This is a genomic window from Lactococcus garvieae, assembly GCF_016027715.1.
GTDB classification, from domain to species: domain Bacteria; phylum Bacillota; class Bacilli; order Lactobacillales; family Streptococcaceae; genus Lactococcus; species Lactococcus garvieae_A.
In genome coordinates, this window is record NZ_CP065691.1 from 1450500 (window position 1) to 1467537 (window position 17038).

At 37.2% G+C, this 17038-nt stretch carries 16 protein-coding genes; 5 read left to right on the top strand and 11 right to left on the bottom strand.

Going from position 1 to position 17038, the window contains the following annotated elements; all coding sequences use genetic code 11:
- Positions 1 to 3 precede the first annotated feature (3 nt).
- The 3 genes from I6G50_RS07280 to I6G50_RS07290 form a co-directional block, all read right to left on the bottom strand.
- Positions 4 to 210: a hypothetical protein gene (locus I6G50_RS07280; RefSeq protein ID WP_197908375.1), complete on the bottom strand. Its 207-nt coding sequence runs from the start codon at positions 208 to 210 to the stop codon at positions 4 to 6.
- The gene (gene rsgA, locus I6G50_RS07285) at positions 182 to 1063 is read right to left on the bottom strand and encodes a ribosome small subunit-dependent GTPase A (RefSeq protein ID WP_004259631.1); all 882 of its coding nucleotides are present in this window, start codon (positions 1061 to 1063) and stop codon (positions 182 to 184) included. Before rsgA ends, I6G50_RS07280 begins: the two co-directional genes overlap by 29 nt.
- 481 nt (positions 1064 to 1544) lie before the next feature.
- The gene (locus tag I6G50_RS07290; protein ID WP_197908376.1) at positions 1545 to 1730 is read right to left on the bottom strand and encodes a hypothetical protein; all 186 of its coding nucleotides are present in this window, start codon (positions 1728 to 1730) and stop codon (positions 1545 to 1547) included.
- A 102-nt stretch (positions 1731 to 1832) separates the two neighbouring features.
- Here I6G50_RS07290 and I6G50_RS07295 point away from each other — a divergent pair, with 102 nt between their 5' ends.
- The 4 genes from I6G50_RS07295 to I6G50_RS07310 all read left to right on the top strand — a co-directional run bounded on the left by I6G50_RS07295 (position 1833) and on the right by I6G50_RS07310 (position 4764).
- Positions 1833 to 2114, top strand: coding sequence for a metal-sensitive transcriptional regulator (locus tag I6G50_RS07295; RefSeq protein WP_197908377.1), 282 nt, complete (start codon positions 1833 to 1835; stop codon positions 2112 to 2114).
- A gap of 16 nt (positions 2115 to 2130) precedes the next feature.
- Positions 2131 to 3480: an MATE family efflux transporter gene (locus I6G50_RS07300; RefSeq protein ID WP_197908378.1), complete on the top strand. Its 1350-nt coding sequence runs from the start codon at positions 2131 to 2133 to the stop codon at positions 3478 to 3480.
- A gap of 286 nt (positions 3481 to 3766) precedes the next feature.
- Positions 3767 to 4540, top strand: a complete 774-nt coding sequence (locus I6G50_RS07305) for an XRE family transcriptional regulator (RefSeq protein WP_197908379.1) — start codon at positions 3767 to 3769, stop codon at positions 4538 to 4540.
- 26 nt (positions 4541 to 4566) lie between these two features.
- Positions 4567 to 4764 carry a hypothetical protein gene (locus tag I6G50_RS07310; protein ID WP_232252344.1) on the top strand — a complete coding sequence of 66 codons (198 nt, stop codon included), beginning with the start codon at positions 4567 to 4569 and terminating at the stop codon, positions 4762 to 4764.
- An 88-nt stretch (positions 4765 to 4852) separates the two neighbouring features.
- On the opposite strand, the gene I6G50_RS07315 is transcribed toward I6G50_RS07310, so the two are convergent.
- The 5 genes from I6G50_RS07315 to I6G50_RS07335 form a co-directional block, all read right to left on the bottom strand.
- Positions 4853 to 5905: a 3D domain-containing protein gene (locus I6G50_RS07315; protein ID WP_081168564.1), complete on the bottom strand. Its 1053-nt coding sequence runs from the start codon at positions 5903 to 5905 to the stop codon at positions 4853 to 4855.
- A 179-nt stretch (positions 5906 to 6084) separates the two neighbouring features.
- Positions 6085 to 8493, bottom strand: a complete 2409-nt coding sequence (gene pheT, locus I6G50_RS07320; RefSeq protein WP_197908380.1) for a phenylalanine--tRNA ligase subunit beta — start codon at positions 8491 to 8493, stop codon at positions 6085 to 6087.
- 49 nt (positions 8494 to 8542) lie between these two features.
- Positions 8543 to 9583, bottom strand: a complete 1041-nt coding sequence (pheS, locus tag I6G50_RS07325) for a phenylalanine--tRNA ligase subunit alpha (RefSeq protein ID WP_004259649.1) — start codon at positions 9581 to 9583, stop codon at positions 8543 to 8545.
- 303 nt (positions 9584 to 9886) lie between these two features.
- The gene (locus I6G50_RS07330; RefSeq protein WP_197908381.1) at positions 9887 to 10537 is read right to left on the bottom strand and encodes a hypothetical protein; all 651 of its coding nucleotides are present in this window, start codon (positions 10535 to 10537) and stop codon (positions 9887 to 9889) included.
- A 96-nt stretch (positions 10538 to 10633) separates the two neighbouring features.
- On the bottom strand, positions 10634 to 11653 hold the full coding sequence (locus tag I6G50_RS07335) for a hypothetical protein (protein WP_197908382.1): 1020 nt from the start codon (positions 11651 to 11653) through the stop codon (positions 10634 to 10636).
- Positions 11654 to 12024: 371 nt separating this feature from the next.
- Here I6G50_RS07335 and I6G50_RS07340 point away from each other — a divergent pair, with 371 nt between their 5' ends.
- Complete coding sequence (locus I6G50_RS07340; protein WP_197908383.1) at positions 12025 to 12597, top strand: TetR/AcrR family transcriptional regulator; 573 nt, start codon at positions 12025 to 12027, stop codon at positions 12595 to 12597.
- 40 nt (positions 12598 to 12637) lie between these two features.
- On the opposite strand, the gene I6G50_RS07345 is transcribed toward I6G50_RS07340, so the two are convergent.
- The 3 genes from I6G50_RS07345 to I6G50_RS07355 all read right to left on the bottom strand — a co-directional run bounded on the left by I6G50_RS07345 (position 12638) and on the right by I6G50_RS07355 (position 17038).
- Positions 12638 to 13444 (bottom strand): DUF6273 domain-containing protein, encoded by an 807-nt coding sequence (locus I6G50_RS07345; protein ID WP_197908384.1) that lies wholly within the window; start codon positions 13442 to 13444, stop codon positions 12638 to 12640.
- A complete protein-coding gene (locus I6G50_RS07350; protein ID WP_232252345.1) occupies positions 13425 to 16130 on the bottom strand; it encodes a VWA domain-containing protein in 2706 nt (901 codons plus the stop codon). The genes I6G50_RS07345 and I6G50_RS07350 overlap by 20 nt, the downstream gene beginning before the upstream one ends.
- A gap of 110 nt (positions 16131 to 16240) precedes the next feature.
- Entirely contained in the window at positions 16241 to 17038 is a 798-nt protein-coding gene (locus I6G50_RS07355) for a DUF6273 domain-containing protein (RefSeq protein WP_197908386.1), read from the bottom strand.

Genomic DNA, 17038 nt, shown 5'->3' on the forward strand with positions numbered 1-17038 from the left:
CCCCTATTTTTTCAAGCCAAAAAAGGCCTTATTAATTTGATATAAGCCCCATACGGTCAAAACGACAAGGATTCCAAATAAAGGCCATTTCCAATCGCCCAAACTATTTTTAAAGACAATAATCAAGGCCCACAGGATAACTAAGCCCAAAAATCCGAGCTGTTTCATCCAAATATTACCTTTAATTTTGTTTTTTTCGTTGCTTGGCATAAGTTTCCCTCGTGTTATTTATTTCTGTTAATAATTGTAAATAGTTGTCATAACGACTCGCTAAAATTTCACCTTCTTCAAGTGCTACTTTCACTGCACAGGAAGGTTCATGTGTATGTGTACATTCCCGGAATTTACAGCCATGACTTGCTTTCAAAATTTCTGGGAAGGCAGCATTTAAGTCGGGTTGATTCGATACATCATAGTCTAAGTTAGAAAAACCTGGTGTATCTGCAATAAGTCCTGAGGCAACTTCAAAAAATTCTACATGACGAGTGGTATGACGGCCACGTCCCAGCTTGTCTGAAGTCTCCCCCGTCGCTAAGTTCATCTCTGGCGCAATCAAATTCAGTAAAGTGGTCTTTCCTGCTCCTGTTTGGCCCATAAAGACAGTCACCTTATCAGCTAATACTTTGACCAGTTCTTTCCAGTCAAAGAAAATCTGATAACCAATCTCTTCATAATCCTTCTTGAATTTTTGATAGTCCGTCAAATCTTCTATTAAATCAAGCTTTGAAATATAAATTAAAGGTTGAATATCCTTATGCTCTAAGAAAACAAGAAAGCGATCCAAAAGATTTAATGAGAAATCAGGATTGACCGTTGACATAATAATAACGGCCTGATCGATGTTCGCAATCGACGGACGAACTAAGCTGTTTCTGCGCTTATGAATATCTAAAATATAACCTTCAGAATTTTCTTCCGCCGAAAAGTCAACAAAATCACCTACAATAGGCTTCATCCCTTTTTTCCGAAAGTTTCCTCTAGCACGCGTTTGATAGATTTGTCCTTCAGACTCTACATTGTAGAAGCCTGCTAAAGATTTAATAATACGTCCTTTTTTTACCATATTGATATTTTAACAGAAATCACGTTTTTATTCTCTCTATACTCCTCTAAGCATCTATAAAACTACATAGAGTTACTTGTTTTATATTTTAGATAATAACGAATATCTCCGTTTTCCTCTCTTTTTTTGTGTTTTTCAAAGTCTAAAATTTCACATCATAAAGCTAAATATTGCCTACTTTGCTCGCCAATTGAAAATTAAAATTCATACATCAAAATTGTTATAGAATATCTCTTCCTTCACTAAACAATTGAAAACTTCATCTGCATTTTTCTTATCGTTGTCTCAACAATAAAATATCTACACCCTTGTATTATAACATTTTCCTCCGTTGTTCTTGATTAAACTCTACATATAAACTTATATATCTTTGCCTTTTTATAACTGTTAAGATATATGTGCTTTTTTCTCTCGCAAAATAACTCTTTGACTTTCACTCTAAATAAAAAAAGCGGATACTCTTCCACTTTTTTCTTTTTTATTAAGGAGCGGGAATCATTGCACCATATCCTTGAATAACATAAGTTACTGTTACCACTTTTGAATCAACTGTACCCTTATTATTTGAAGGGCTATTATAAGTCCCCCAATAACTCGGACCGCTCATTGAATCATCAGGATTGTGAGCATATAAAACTCGGACAGTATCACCTGCCTTATCCTTCAATACAAATTTTACTATATCTGGTAGGTTAACTTTAATTTTTGACAATATGAATAGCGCGGATTATAATATGGGGGTAGGGGGTACCCCTATATAGGAGGATATATGTCACATTTAACAACTCATCATAGTAACGAACTCGTTAAACGGCTAAACAGAATTGAAGGACAAGTCTCAGGTATTAAAAAGATGGTCCTAGAGGAAAAAAACTATGAAGACATTTTAATACAATTAAACTCTGCTCGCTCCGCTATTCAAAAAATTAGTCAGATACTATTAGAAGCACAAGCCGACCACTCTTTAATGCATGTGAGTGAAGGACATGATTTAAGTGAAGAGATGATTAAGTTGCGCAGAGTTATCACCCAATACAATAAAATAAACTAAAAGTGAGCGCGCTATTATGAAGAAAAAAAATAAAGATAATGATATGTTATCTTTAAAAAAGAAGATAGTTGATCTTGCTCTCCCAGCTACTGTTGAAAATATTTTAGAAACTTCTGTAGGGTTCATTGATTCCCTCATGATTTCTAAAATAGGTTTGTTAGCAGTGGCAGGTATAGGTGTCGCAAATGCTATACTGAATGTCTATATTGCTCTATTTATTGCTTTAGGAATAGGAACTTCCTCAATCATCTCTAGGAGTATTGGTGCAGAAAACATCGAAAAAGCAAAGACTGTTTCTAGACAGTCACTTCTTCTAGCTATTGTAACGGGTTTTATTCTAGGAATAGTTAGTATTTTTGCAGGCCCTAGAATTTTAACTGCTATGGGAGCTACTGCTCAAACTTTAGAGTACGCGATGCAGTTCTTTAGTATTGTCGGTGGGGGAGCGATCTTTATTGCCACAATGGTTATTTTAGGAAGTATGTTAAGAGCAATTGGAGATACAAAATCTCCGATGAAAATTGGTTTTATTACCAACCTCTTAAATATAGTATTGGACTTTATTTTAATTTTTGGACTAGGTCCTCTACCTGCTTTGGGAATTATTGGTACTGCTATTGGTACATTAATTTCTCGAATTATTGGTACCATTTTACTTTATCGTAAAGTACAACAGTCAGTTCTTAAATTTAAATTTTTCTCAATGCTAGATAAAAGTAATTATACAGAGCTTCTAAGATTGTCTCTACCTGCTACCCTAGAGCGCTTAGTTATGAGAATGGGGCAGGTTGTTTATTTTGGTTTAATTGTTGCCTTAGGAGTTAAAACTTATGCTGCGCATTCTATTGCAGGCAGTATCGAGAGTTTTGTGTATATGCCTGCTTATGGGCTAGCTACTGCGGCCGCTACATTAACAGGTAACAGCATAGGAAAAAAGGACTACGCTGAAACTAGAAATATTGCATATCTTTCTATTAAATACGGAGTTACTATTCTTAGCATATTAGGTATTGTATTATTTTTTGCGACGCCCTATGTTGCTACATTATTTACTAAAGATCCGGAAGCTCTTCATCAAGTGGTAACTGCTCTAAGAATTGATGCCTTTAATCAGCCCGGTTTAGCATTCAGCTTAATAATCACAGGTGCACTTCAAGGAATGGGAGACACTAAGTCCCCTTTATATAGTACCGCATTTGGGATGTGGGTAGTCAGAGTAGTCGGGGTCATAGTTTTGGGAGAATATCTAAATTGGGGTATTGCCGGTGTATGGATTGCTATCGGGTTAGATTTATATAGCCGTTCTTTATTCTTACATTATAAGTTCAATCAAAATCTTAACCGTTTAAATACAAATATTTTTTAACATAAAGAAAAAGTCCTTAGTTTCCGCTACTAACGACTTTTTTCTTTTAGTGACACATATACTAAGCCTATTTTTATCTTTTAACTCTCTTAAAATTTTACGCACTTACTCTTTATCCTTTTTAATATCCGCTCCTACATCTTCAAAAAATTCCGTAAAAATTTAAATATATAACTTAAGGGAGAGGAAATCTAATTTCTTTTTATTGATACATTCAATTTTTAGTCTTGACTTTTAATCGATTTTAACTTATAATATTGATAAATTCAATAAAAGAGGACTAAACATGAATCTAGGACAAAATCTAAAAAAGTTGCGTAAAGAGCATCATTTTACTCAAAAAGAGATTGCTGAAAAGCTTGATATTACCCAAGGGACTTATGCACTTTGGGAGAAAAAAAACAGCAATCCAGCTCTAGATATGATTGCCAAGTTAGGAGAGATTTATAAACTTCCAACTGATCTTATCCTTAACGATAAGAAAGAAAATTCTCCCTTTATTGAACTTCTCAATATTTATAAGAAGTTAGATGCTGAACAACAAAGTAATGTTCTGAATTTTTCTAAATTTCTTGCAAGTCAGCAAGTCGAATCTCGTCCAAAGGCCGACAATATTATACCTTTGAAAACCTACCGTCGCGAAGAACTTTACACAATCGAGGTAGCGGATGAACAGCTTTCTGCTGGCTTTGGTCAAGCTCTAAATGATACCCAAGAAACTTATACTGTTTTTACAGATGTGCGCCCTGGACGTTATGATGGTGCGGCTCGTATCAAGGGAGACTCCATGCATCCTGAGTATCCGAATTTTTCAATCGTTACCTTTGTAACCACCGGTTTTGATAGGGATGGAGATATTTATGTTATCTCCGAAGGTGGACCAGGAGAAGAGCAGCTTTACTGTAAACAAGTTTTTCGTGATTCCGAAAGTTTTCGATGTCATTCGCTTAATACTGATCCCCAGTACAAAGATTTCTATCTAGATGAAGAAACTTCGCGAATCGTTGGTCCTGTTGTAAATTGTATTGAAGAAATCAGTCCTGAATTAATTGAGAACTAATAAAGAAAGAAAAGATAAAGAAGGTTATGATGGAATTTTTAGAAATCGTTTTAATATTTGGTGGAATGGGTCTAGGTTTCGCAGCGCTCTATGAGCTTGCCCTTTGGTTCAGTCCAGCTGAAAGAGATCTTCGTAAGGCCCAAGCAGAAAAAAAAGTTGCAACCAAGAAACTCATCGATTTATCTGCTGTGTTGAAACTAAGAACGGGGCAAAAAGTTTCTTGAAAGAAACATAAATCGAGTTGTGAATCATCTAAATAAAAAAACCACTCTATATAACTTGTATAGAGTGGTTTTCATTTGTAATCGTCTTTTAGCTCAAAACATTAACTTGAATCGTTTTACGCCCCCATGCTTGGGCTTGCGCTGTAGTTGGGAAGTGGACATCGATGATGTTACCTACAATGGCTCCACCAGTATCTCCAGCAATCGCAATCCCATATCCTGGGACTTCAACCATTGACCCTAAAGGAATTACTGATGGGTCTACTGCGATACACATTGGATTTTGGTGAAGATTAATCCCTGTGGCTGTGATAAAACCAAGACCGTTATCTGACGAATAAGCTGTTGCTGAAACTGTCAAAGTGGACCCTGTTTCGGCACTTGGTTCAGTCATCGTTGAGGAGTCCGTTGAAGATGCAGAAGAGTCCTCTGCTGAAACTTCTTCTTCATCAGTTTTCACTGCAGATAGTGTTTCTATTTTTGGCTCACTTGCTTCTTTCTCAGCTTTTTCGATTTTTTCTTGCTCTGCTTTAGCCTTCATTTCAGCTAGAATGTCTTGATTTTCTGCTACTTTATTTTTGAGATTAGCTATACTGTCTTCAAGATTTTCTACTTTTTTCTGATAATCTGCTTGGGTGGCTACAAGCTCTTTTTTTGAGTCCAAAAGCGAATTCTGCATGTCTTCCAAGTTTTTTTGAGTATTCACTAAATCTTTAGCCTGTGTGTTTTCTGCATGCAATATTACTTGCAAGCTCGTCAAAGCTTGGATGGCTTCATGAAAGTCTGTAGCATTCAGTATAATATCAATAACAGAAGTGGAAACCCCTCCTTTGGATTGGGTCGCCCGCATTTGTTCCGCTACTCTTGCCTTTAAAGAATCATGCTTATCTTCAGTTTTTGCAATTTCTGTAGTTAAACTGTCAATCTTTGCTTGTGTGGCTTTCAGTTTAGTTTGGGAATCATTTGCTTTTGCATAGATTGCATTGGTCTGAGAAAGTTCTGAATTAAGCTGTTTTTGAAAATTTTCAATTTCTCCGTTAATCGAACTTTCATCAGCTTTGGCAACGTGTAAGCTCAAAGTCAGCATTGCTACTGTCAAGCCTAGTAAAGTTGCACCTTTTTTCCAATTGTTCTTTTTCATATTTTACCATTCTAACACAAAAGGAAGGTCTTAAGATTTCATACAAATTACATATAGAAATATGAATTTAATGTAAACCGCTTTTATTAATACTTCATCTCTTGACTTTTCTAATTCCTCATTTTATAGAAAACTTAGAAAAATAAAAAACCTTTGAAACAACTTCAAAGGTTTTTTGATTAACGAATTTCAACTGCAAGTGTTTCGACCAGATTTTTCGAAATTTTAGACATAGCTTTTGCAATTTCTTCTTCAGTCATGGTATTTTCACGACTTTGGAAAGTCAAGCTATAAGCCATTGACTTCTTGCCTGCTGGCAAGTTTTCTCCTTGGTAAATGTCAAAGAGCTCAACTTTATTCAAGGTTTTAACTTTACTTGAAGTAATTGTGTTTACAATTTCTGCATGCGTTTTATCTGCATCAACAAGCATGGCAATATCACGATGTACAGCCTGTACTTTTGGAATTTCAACAAATACAGTTTGTGCTGGGGCAAGCTCCAGCATCGCCGCCAAGTCAAGAGACCCCACATAAGTTTCCTTGACATCATAAGCTTTTGCTGTTGCAGGGTGTATTTGTCCGACAAAACCTACCTGACGCTCACCGATGAGGATACGAGCTGTACGTCCAGGGTGCATTTCCTTGATGTCTGAGTAAGCTTCAAAGGACACATTATCATAGCCTGCTAAAAGTTCTTCCATGATAGCTTTTGCATAATAGAAATCAACAGCCACAGCAGGAGTGCTATAAGTTTTACTTTCTACATTACCAGAAATAGCGAAGGCAAGATGTGGAATCTCTAAAGGACGTGTGTCTTCTGAATCTGTTGCCACAAAGATATTGCCGACTTCATAGATAGCTACATCTGTATTTTTACGGTTTTGGTTATAATTCACAATATCCAAAAGTCCTGGAATTTGGCTGCCACGCAATGTTTGGCGGTCTTCTGTCATAGGTAACATCAACGAAGTTGTTGCTCCTTGAGTTCCCACAAACTCTTGTGCTTTTTCAGTAGTTGTCAATGAATAACCAATAACTTCTGACAATCCAGCGGCTTCTACAGCTGTACGAACTTTCCGACGTAACTTTTGCATCGCTGTTAACTCGCCCGCTGTGGCACCTGATGGCAAAGTACTTGGTAAGTTATCATAGCCATAGATACGTGCGACTTCTTCGACAATATCAGCTTCAATCTTGATATCCCAGCGACGTGACGGGATTTGGATCTCAAACACGCCATCATTTTCTTGGGTTTCAAAACCAAGCTGTGCCAAAATTTGTAGCACTTCTTCAATCTTAAGATTTGTTCCAAGTGAAGCGTTGATACGTTCTAAAGTAATTGAAACTTTTTGAGGTTCTGGCATAAAGTCATTAGATTCTACTACACCAGAGAGAATTTCACCCCCTGCTAGCTCTTGAATCATTGCAGCTGCAAAGTCCAAAGCTTCACGAACGGTACCTTGGTTGATTCCTTTTTCAAATCGACTTGACGATTCTGAGCGGAGGGCAAACTTATGTGACGTTTTGCGGATAGAAGTGCCATTGAAAAGCGCTGCTTCCAAGGCCACTGTTACTGTCTGATCAGTAATCTCACTGTCAAAACCACCCATCACACCACCAAGAGCTACTGGCTTGCCATTCGCTGTAATAACGATATCTTCTGTGCTAAGTTCACGTTCTTGCTCATCTAAGGTAACTATTTTTTCACCTTGCTCAGCTTGACGAACGACAATTTCTTCTGCGCCAAATTTATCAAAATCGAAAGCATGTAAGGGTTGTCCATAGTACATCAAAACATAGTTAGTCACGTCCACAACATTGTTGATTGGACGAATCCCTGCATTCATCAATGTATTTTGCAACCAGAGTGGTGAAGGGCCGATTTTGACATTTTCAATCATACGAATCTTATAAGTCGGAACTTGCTCTGTACTTGTTTCTACTTTAACGGCTACTTTATCCGCAGCTTTTTTGTCCACCTCTGTCACAGTTTTTTCTTCAAAGTTAACTGTTTTACCATAGATAGCTGCTACCTCATGCGCTACGCCACGCATAGACATTGCATCGGCACGGTTCGCTAAGATGTCTGGTTCAATGATTTCATCATCCAAGTCTAGATAAGGTAACACACTGTCACCAATCACAGCATCTTCCGGCAAAATATAGATACCATCTTCGTGTTTCATGGGATTAACAGACTCGGGAATTCCAATCTCATCAAGTGCACACAACATACCTAGTGAGACCATCCCGCGGATTTTTCCTTTTTTAATTTTATAATTATCGGCGATACGAGCTCCTACAAGAGCAGTGATTGCTTTGATACCGGGTTTAACATTTGGAGCACCACAGACGATTTGGAGGGGTTCCTCTTCACCGACATCAACTTGACAAATGTGCAAGTGTGTTTCGGGCACATCTTCACAAGTTAAGACTTCACCAACTACAATTTTTGATAAACCTTCACCAGGTACTGTTACTCCTTCGATTTCGATACCTGACAATGACATTTTTTCTGCTAAATCAGCAACCGGTATATCCTCAATCCCGTTGACTAATTTTTTTAACCATTTGTATGATACTAACATTTTATTTTTTCCTTTTATTCCGTTTTCTGCTTTGTACTTATTTCTGAAATTATTTTCCGAATTGCTCCAAGAAACGCAAATCTCCTTGATAGAAGCCACGGATGTCGTTGATACCATAACGGAGCATAGCAATACGTTCTTGACCCATACCAAAAGCAAAACCTGAATATTCTTTACTGTCGATACCGCTCATTTCTAAGACATTAGGGTGAACCATACCTGCACCGAGAATTTCAATCCATCCCGTATGTTTGCAGACGTTACATCCCTTGCCCCCGCACTTAAAGCAGCTTACATCTACTTCAACGGAAGGTTCAGTAAATGGGAAGTATGAAGGGCGTAAACGAATTTCACGGTCAGCACCAAACATTTTTTGAATGACAAGTTCAAGCGTCCCTTTAAGATCAGCCATTGTAATATTTTTATCCACAACTAAACCTTCAACTTGGTGGAATTGGTGACTGTGGGTTGCATCATCGGTATCACGACGATAAACACGACCTGGTGCAATCATGCGTAACCCGCCTTTGCTAAAGTCATGTTTATCCATAGTACGCGCTTGCATCGGAGATGTGTGTGTACGAAGCAAAACTTCATTTGTTACATAGAAAGTATCTTGCATGTCACGCGCAGGATGATCTTTTGGTAAGTTCATACGTTCAAAGTTATAATGGTCAGTTTCGACTTCATAACCATCTACGATTTCGTAACCCATTCCTAGGAAAATTTCTTCAATTTCTTCTGCTGTTTGAGTCAAGATGTGTCGTGCACCTTTTTTAGGGGCATGACCTGGCAAAGTTACATCTAATGTTTCAGAGCTTAAAGCTGCATTCATCGCTGCTTCTTCAATCTCTACTTTTTTCTCTTCAAGTTTTGCTCCAAACTCATCACGGAAGGCATTGGCTAGTGCACCAATGACGGGACGTTCTTCATTTGTTAAATCTTTCATTCCTTTAAGGATTTCGGTTAACTCGCCTTTTTTACCCATAATGGCTGTACGCAAGTCATTCAACATTCTTTCTTCCACAGCAGCTGTCAAATTTTCCAAAGCCTGCTCACGCAATGCCTCAATTTTTTCTTGTAGATTCATTTTTTCTCCTCAACCTTATAACCGTGAATGCAAAAAAGACCACGATTTCCACCTTTATTAAAAGGAGCGAAAACCGCGGTACCATCCTATTTTATCACTTAATTAAAGTCTATTTTAAATTAGAACAAGGTGAACTTCAATAACTTTCCCGTGTGGTGATTTTCAGTCGATGACACCACTCCCTTAGACGCTCCAGTAACCTACTCTTCTCGTTCTTTCTATGTTCTTATTTTAGCAGATTTCTTTGATTTGTCAATCTTTAATCAATCCACAAAATAAAGCAAATCGATAGTTTTCATCATTTTATTCATTTTCTGAAACATTGAATATAATATCAACTAAACTTTCAGTGATTTTCTTTTCTTCTTCCATTTCATAAAACTCCAGTAAAATTTGTCCTTTATGTTTTCCTACAAGATACTCGTGCTGCAAAGGGATTTCGTAAACTGCATATCCTGGCGCGATCATTTCAGAGCGAAAAAAGGGCTCGTCGGTTCCTTCTGCTATCACTGAAAAACGTAGACGGGCTGTATTGGTTGGAAGATTTTGTACAATAATTTTCCCTACTTTACTGTTTGTTTTTACCCTTATATCCAAAGAGACTCTCACTCTAGCCAGATTCTCATCTATATATTCATCATTAGTATCTGTTGAATTTTCTTCTTCTATTTTCTGTGGTTGACTTTGAACCTCGACATCAGGACTTATCGGATCATCTTCTCCTATAATTTGGAGAATTTTTCCTCCACCTAGAGCCAGCGCAACAAGTAATAGAAGGAGGACAAATAAGGCTGTTATTCTCTCTCCTCTGCTCAGTTTATTTGATTTCTTTTTACTCTTCGGAGGAGTTTTTTTAAGAGAAGGAGGGGTTGCTGGTTCTTCCATAATGTGTGTCATTTGTTGCAGTAAGTCTTCAGACTTTGCAAATAAATCCTCATATTGGTTCTGACTCATGTTCCAAACTCACCTCTGCTCACTTCAAATCTCGTAACCCACTTGAAAAGCGCTTTATCTAGCGCTTTTTATTTTTAACACCTTGTTTAAAATTCCTTAAATGCCAAGTTTCATGAGTTCACCCAATCGACCAATCAACTCTTTCGCAGCTTCTTTTGTCTCTAAAATCTGATTATTGAGCTCTTGTAACTCTTGCTCAGATTTGACTAAGCTTTCTTTTCCTTTTTGTTCAGCATCCGCAATAATTTTCTCTGCTTCTTTTTGTTTTTCATTTACATAAGCTTCAGCGTCTCTCTTAATCGCAGCACTTTCTTTTTGGGCTTCAAAACGTAGTGCTTTATTATCATCCTCAATCGCTTTCTTTACAACTTCTGCGTGTTGCTCTATTTGCTCCACACCTTGCTTAGCTTCTTCTTCTAGTCTTTCATAATCTTTGAGCATCGATGCTTTACGCGCCTCTGCTTCTAAGATCATTTTGTCGATATCTTGCTGGGTGTTTTCTTTGAGTTTTTCACACTCTTCCTGAGTGTCTTTTTTCAAATTTTCTATATCTTGTAATAACTTAGCAGCTTCTTTTTTGGCATTCGCTTTGAGTGCGCTTGCTTCACGTTCCATCTTATGCTTAATCTCATTGCACTCTATTTTAGTTTTTTCTAAAACCTCGAGTTTTTCCTGATCAAGAGCTTCTTGATGTTTTTCATTTTCTTTTTGGAGTTCTAATATATAATCTGCAATCTGAGCACGGATATCCACATTCTCTTTTTGCAACATTTTATTTTGCTGTTTTAATTCTTCAAATGCTGCAAGATGTTCCTGATTATTCTGAGCACCTTGTTCAAGAGTTTCTTCCAATTTTTTAACTTCCTGTTCCTTTTCAAGCAATTGCTTTGATTTTTCCTCTTTAAGTTTTTTAAGCTCTGTCTCTAGTTTCTTTCTTTCAAAAATTATTTTATGTTTCTCCCCTTCTGACTTAAGGAGAGCATCTTTCAAACTATGATTATTCAGTTCTAATTCTTCACGAAGCTTATTAAATTCCCCAAGATTTAATGCAGAGTCTTCTTCATTTCGACTCAAAGCATTTTCTTCATTTCGATTGTTTCCAAATAAATTCTTCATTTTATTTTCCTCATGTTTATCGGAGAAATATTTTAATCCGACTTTCCCTATTTATTGATTATATGACGCTTTATATACTTTATATTATATATTCGTATCATTTGTAATGTAAAGCAATAACAAAATTGATGGAAACGGTCATTTTTAGTTATCATAGATGGTGAAAAACTCTATTTTTAACGGTAAGAAGTTTATTTTTGAATTATTATCATCTCTTTTTACTAGTGTTTTAGAACGTTTAGATGTAAAAACCCGTAAACTCCTTAGATAATTGTGTTTTTTTTCTTTTAAAATGTTGTATTAAGAATTTCATTTCTTTCTCACAACTTTTTTTAATATAATGAAATAAAACAGAAACAAGGAAACATAAGATGGCTAAAAATACTAAAGAAATCGTTATACGTACCTTGCTCAACATTGCTGCTGAAGGGGGACGTGTCAATGTTGAAGAAATCACCCGTCGTACGGGGATTACCCGAAATACTATCCGCCATAACTTTGGAGATAAGGGCATTGAGGGCATTATCGAATACATCTATTTAGACATTTTCCATGAAATAAACGAGCAACTTTTTCGTCATGACCCAAATGAAATACCTGTTGAAATTTTCGCTGATATCGTCTTACCCATTCTGTGGCAGCATCGTGATGAGGCCCATATCCTTGCAACGAGTAACCTCTTATACCGCACGGATGCTGGAGCAATTGACCTCACTTTCCCCTGGGCGAAAGAGCGTTATGATTATCTAGTAAAAGAGCACGAACTCAACCCTTACTTCTCCTCTAAGCAGCTTTTATCTTTCTGGATTTCCTACTTAGATATTATCTTTACCCTTTGGTTCAGTGCCCAGATTCCTCTAGAACCTGAGAAATTCAAACCTCTATTTATCAAACTCATTAAGACTTCAATGTACGACCTCATCTATAAGGGAATTGGCCGCTGATGGCTCTCCCACGTAATAAAGTTCCTCAAAATGAGGAACTTTATTTATCTCTCTTGAGTACATAATTTTTCTGACCGTCTATCTCTTTTTCCTCGATTTCCATGTCTGGGGGTAGGGTGAAGGCTGGACGGACATAAGAGATATAAGCAACCCCATTTCCTCCAAACTTTCCTTCATAATCAATAACTTTAGCTACTGACGAATCCGTTTCAAAAGTAGTGCGTAGCCACCAACTATAAGGAGTAGAATTATTTTCTAAAAAGGCTAATTTACCCTCTTTCATTCCCCCTTTTCTCTTAAAATATAGCAAGTTTTCATCCTTCTCCAAGCGAAGTTTGTCTTTATATTTTCCTACATCAATATCTGAAAGTAAGAAGAGTTTTCGAGTTATTTTTTCTATGTCCCCCCTACGAGCATTTACTTCCGAGGGGTTTATCCCAAGTTCTGTGGAGGGGATATTTTTTTGCACATCTTTAGAGAAACGCTTGATAAATTCCTTGTGCATAAAGGAGTCTGGTATGCTATGTCCATAATAAGCTTCCTCCCATCCCTCTCGAAAAGACATAGGTGGATTTACAAGATGCTGCCTTAAAAGCAAGACATTCCCTTGATCGAGATAATCTTTAGTAAGTACCATATAAGGGGTTAACTTGCCTTCTTCCTTGACGTAGACGGTGTAGCCCAAACGTTTATCTCTATCGTAGGCTAAATCTCTTAAGTTTTGCGGCTCTTTAGCAGGAAGTAAATACACAAGTTCTTCTCTCTTTATAAAGAGTGTTGAGAGGGCAATACTGAGGAGTAAAGAAAAGATAAGGAGAGTTATTTTTTTATTGGTCCCTTTTCTCATCTGCCTTTACCTCCCTAAACTTAGCGATAAGTTCCTCTTCACCTTTTACTTGGTGCTTGTAAGTCTTCTCCGAAGATAAGAGTTCATTCCCTCTATACCAGCCTACAAACTCAGCATTTTCTCTTGGAATAGCATACAGGGGTGAATAGTTGGCAAAGCGCGTCATCCCACCACCTAGAACGAAGCCTAAGTTTTTGTTATTCACTATAATATTTGTGGGATAGTATTTTGATGACTTCCCTTCATCACTTGTCTCTGCAGGCAACCGCTCCCCATCCATGATAAGTGCTGTACCTTTATTTTCTGATTCTTTAGAAAGGCTTAACTCCATTCTTTCTCCTGAACTTAATTCGACGTCTTCAAACTCTTCGGTCAAAAGGACGCTACCATTGGTATTGTCAATAGTCTGTACAGTGTAATCCACCTTGGTCGCCTCGCTCGCTTGAATAACTACCCTCGTATCTTCTGCTGCAGAAACCGAAAACTCCATAACTTCCTCAAGAGAATGTTCCTTTACTTGTCCTGACTCACTCTGTACTTTGATACTCACATCTCCTGCTATCATGATACGTTTGGAAGTTTTACTTTGGTCCGGTACTGCAATTTTTTTCTTCTGATAATTTTCATCCTGCGCCCTCAGCCATGCTAAACAGAGATCCGGATGGTGTGCTTGAGCCACAGGTTCTAAATTTTGTATAAGAGTCACTGAAAGGTTGGGGTGTTTAATCATAAATTTGAATACCAGGTCCCTAACTGTCTCTGCTAAAGACTCAATTCGTATCTCGGAGTGATTGACGAGTCCCATATTTCTCAACCAGTCAATAACAAATTTTTTTACCTGCGTCACATCGCTTCCTAATATCATAGAAGTGACAAGGTTTTTAAATAAATTTTTCGTTAGCTTTTCCCTATCTTCAACACGTGTCGTGAAATAGAGTTCAGCTAATACTCTTATATCTTCTTGGTAGGCATTGACATATTTGTTTCTGTTCTTTATCTGTTCAACTGCAAATCTGTCAATGAAATCATCTAAAGATTTATCCATTCCCTTACCCTCTAGGTCATCAACAATTAAACCATCAAAAATATTCAGTATATTAATTTTTTTAGCTTGATATTCTTCTAGTTTATAGATTAAGTTAGATTCTAATTTTTTTAACTCGCCTTCCATTCGACTTTTTACGCTTATATAAGAATCCGTTGAAACGGTGCTCTTATCTGGTAATCGCGAATCTTTCCCATAACGCCCAAACTCATAGGGATAAACCTCTGGTCCAACTTTCGTCACTACATCATTAACATTGATAATATTCACTATATTATCATGCCGTTCTTCTCTATTCCCCGTCCCCTTTACAGTTCCCGCAGGTGCCTCAAAACAGAAGGCATACATATCTTCTGATTTCAGCTCCCCGCTCGCCAACTTATGTCCATTATTCAAAGCCCCAGCCGTCAGATTTGCTACCGCTGCTGCACGGCTATAGCCGTTAATCCAGAGTTTTATCTTACCTGTTACTTTGTTTTCTTTCAGGTATTGATCTAAAAAGTTTAATACTTTTTGACTGGCTTCTCTAAATCCTTGATGCTCGCCTGATTGTCCAAGAGTGAGGTTACTGGCCCACTCTGCTTCGTAGCCACCGCCTCTGATGGCTAGTGCAATCAAGGTGTAGTCTTCTTCTTTGACTGTCAATTTTTTCTGAGCAATGACCGCACCGATCGAATCTTTTGAAGGCTTTTCTAGGAAATGTTGATTGGCCTTGAATTTTTCAAATCCTAACTCTTCCAATAAATCCTTAGCGTTTCTATTTTTTAAAAGATAGTTTTTTTCTTGGGTGCTGGACCAAGCAGACAGCTCTAGATTGAGTGACATGGTCGCCAAGCGCGGGTCATAAGGACGGTTTTTCTCCTTACGATAAGCATAGGCACTCTGCTCAAAATAAGAATCACTATAATGGTAGATGGCCTTAGAATCCTGACCTTCTTTTCCTACAGGTGCGGAACCATAATTAAAAGTACCCGATTGGAAAACTTTCCCTGCCTCCTTGCTTTTAAAAACAAAATCCATATCTTTTACATCTCTAAAATCAAAAGCACCGTCTGTTTGGATATTCTGGAAAAAAGTTTTGGCAAACGCTTTTGTCGTGTCTGCAATCCTATCAATAAATACGAAAGTTCGAAAGCTCACCTGCTGCTCTACTTTCATCTTTTGTGCCAGATTATCCGCAGCATTGGCAAACTGATAACTGTAGATGTCTTTGCTTCCATACTTGCCTATATTTACCTTTTCACCTGCTGTCGGTGTCCGATCACTGATAATAAAAATATTTCTTTGTACATTACTTTGAGTTTCTTGTAAAAGTTGCTCTGCTAGTTTTAAGCCACTGTGTAAGTTGGTTTTCCCCCTGGTTTCTATTTTTTCCAAAGAGGACAACAACTGCCTTTCATCATTAGTAAAAGCTTGGAGTGCTGTCGCTTTATCTCCAAAACTCACAAGTGCAATTTGGTGCTCTTGCTTAGACTCAAGTGCTTCTTTTGCAAACTTTTTGACCATATCTTTGACTTGCTTGATATTCTTTCCACCCATACTTTTTGAACTGTCAATCAGAAAAATGCTGGATTGCTTTCTTTCACCGTCAGTAGAGGCATCAAAAGTAATCTTCTGTCTTTGGGATTCTGAAAATTTCATACTTAAATCTAAATCCCTCTTTTCTGTAGCAGATACTTGCATAACAAAAAACACCGGCTGACATAGCATAAATAACCATAAACATAATTTCTTCAACATCATTTGCTCCTTTATTTATCTAGCTTAAGCACATATACGGTCTGTCCACTCCTCTTTTTTTCCTCCACTGCTGTTTCTGGTGGAAGCGCGAAGGCTGGGCGAACATAAGATATATAAGCAACACCGTTGCCTCCAATTTTTCCTTCATAATTGGTTACTTTAACTACTGCAGATGCTGTTTCAAAAGCAGTACGAAGCCACCAACTATAAGGAGTAGAATCATTTTCTCTAAAAGCTATTCTAGCCTCTTTCACTCCCCCTTTTCTCTTAAAGTACAACAAGTTTCTTTCTTCTTCTAAACGAATTCTTTGTTTATAGTTTCCCACATCAATATCTGAAAGCAAGAATATTTTTCTATTTATTTTATCTATATGTCTTCCTTTAAAATTAGGCTTTAAAGCTTTTATTCCCAGTTCAGTAGAAGCGATATTTTCTTGTACACCTGCAGAAAAAAGATTAATAAACTCTTTGTTCATAAATGAATCAATTATACTGTGCCCGTAATAAAACCTTTTCCACCCTTCTTGAAAAGACATCGGCGGATCCAATAGGTATTTTCTAAGCAATAAAACATTCCCTTGACCACTATAATTTTTAGTCAGGACAAGATAAGGCACCAACTTCTCTTCTTCCTTAATGTGGACGGTGTAGCCCAAACGTTTATCTTTGTCATAGGCTAAGTCTCTTAATACTTGTGGCTCTTTTGCTGGGAGTAAATACACAAGTTTTTCTCCATTTATCATAAGAACCGGTACTGCAATACTAAAAAACAAAGAAAATACAATGAGAAATACTTTTTTAATGGTCAT

What these genes read in the sequence shown, in the direction of transcription:
- I6G50_RS07280 (WP_197908375.1), bottom strand. Translation starts at nt 210, where the DNA reads ATGCCAAGCAACGAAAAAAACAAAATTAAAGGTAATATTTGGATGAAA.
- rsgA (WP_004259631.1), bottom strand. Translation starts at nt 1,063, where the DNA reads ATGGTAAAAAAAGGACGTATTATTAAATCTTTAGCAGGCTTCTACAAT.
- I6G50_RS07295 (WP_197908377.1), top strand. Translation starts at nt 1,833, where the DNA reads ATGTCACATTTAACAACTCATCATAGTAACGAACTCGTTAAACGGCTA.
- I6G50_RS07300 (WP_197908378.1), top strand. Translation starts at nt 2,131, where the DNA reads ATGAAGAAAAAAAATAAAGATAATGATATGTTATCTTTAAAAAAGAAG.
- I6G50_RS07305 (WP_197908379.1), top strand. Translation starts at nt 3,767, where the DNA reads ATGAATCTAGGACAAAATCTAAAAAAGTTGCGTAAAGAGCATCATTTT.
- I6G50_RS07310 (WP_232252344.1), top strand. Translation starts at nt 4,567, where the DNA reads ATGATGGAATTTTTAGAAATCGTTTTAATATTTGGTGGAATGGGTCTA.
- I6G50_RS07315 (WP_081168564.1), bottom strand. Translation starts at nt 5,905, where the DNA reads ATGAAAAAGAACAATTGGAAAAAAGGTGCAACTTTACTAGGCTTGACA.
- pheT (WP_197908380.1), bottom strand. Translation starts at nt 8,493, where the DNA reads ATGTTAGTATCATACAAATGGTTAAAAAAATTAGTCAACGGGATTGAG.
- pheS (WP_004259649.1), bottom strand. Translation starts at nt 9,583, where the DNA reads ATGAATCTACAAGAAAAAATTGAGGCATTGCGTGAGCAGGCTTTGGAA.
- I6G50_RS07330 (WP_197908381.1), bottom strand. Translation starts at nt 10,537, where the DNA reads ATGAGTCAGAACCAATATGAGGATTTATTTGCAAAGTCTGAAGACTTA.
- I6G50_RS07335 (WP_197908382.1), bottom strand. Translation starts at nt 11,653, where the DNA reads ATGAAGAATTTATTTGGAAACAATCGAAATGAAGAAAATGCTTTGAGT.
- I6G50_RS07340 (WP_197908383.1), top strand. Translation starts at nt 12,025, where the DNA reads ATGGCTAAAAATACTAAAGAAATCGTTATACGTACCTTGCTCAACATT.
- I6G50_RS07345 (WP_197908384.1), bottom strand. Translation starts at nt 13,444, where the DNA reads ATGAGAAAAGGGACCAATAAAAAAATAACTCTCCTTATCTTTTCTTTA.
- I6G50_RS07350 (WP_232252345.1), bottom strand. Translation starts at nt 16,130, where the DNA reads ATGAAATTTTCAGAATCCCAAAGACAGAAGATTACTTTTGATGCCTCT.
- I6G50_RS07355 (WP_197908386.1), bottom strand. Translation starts at nt 17,038, where the DNA reads ATGACCATTAAAAAAGTATTTCTCATTGTATTTTCTTTGTTTTTTAGT.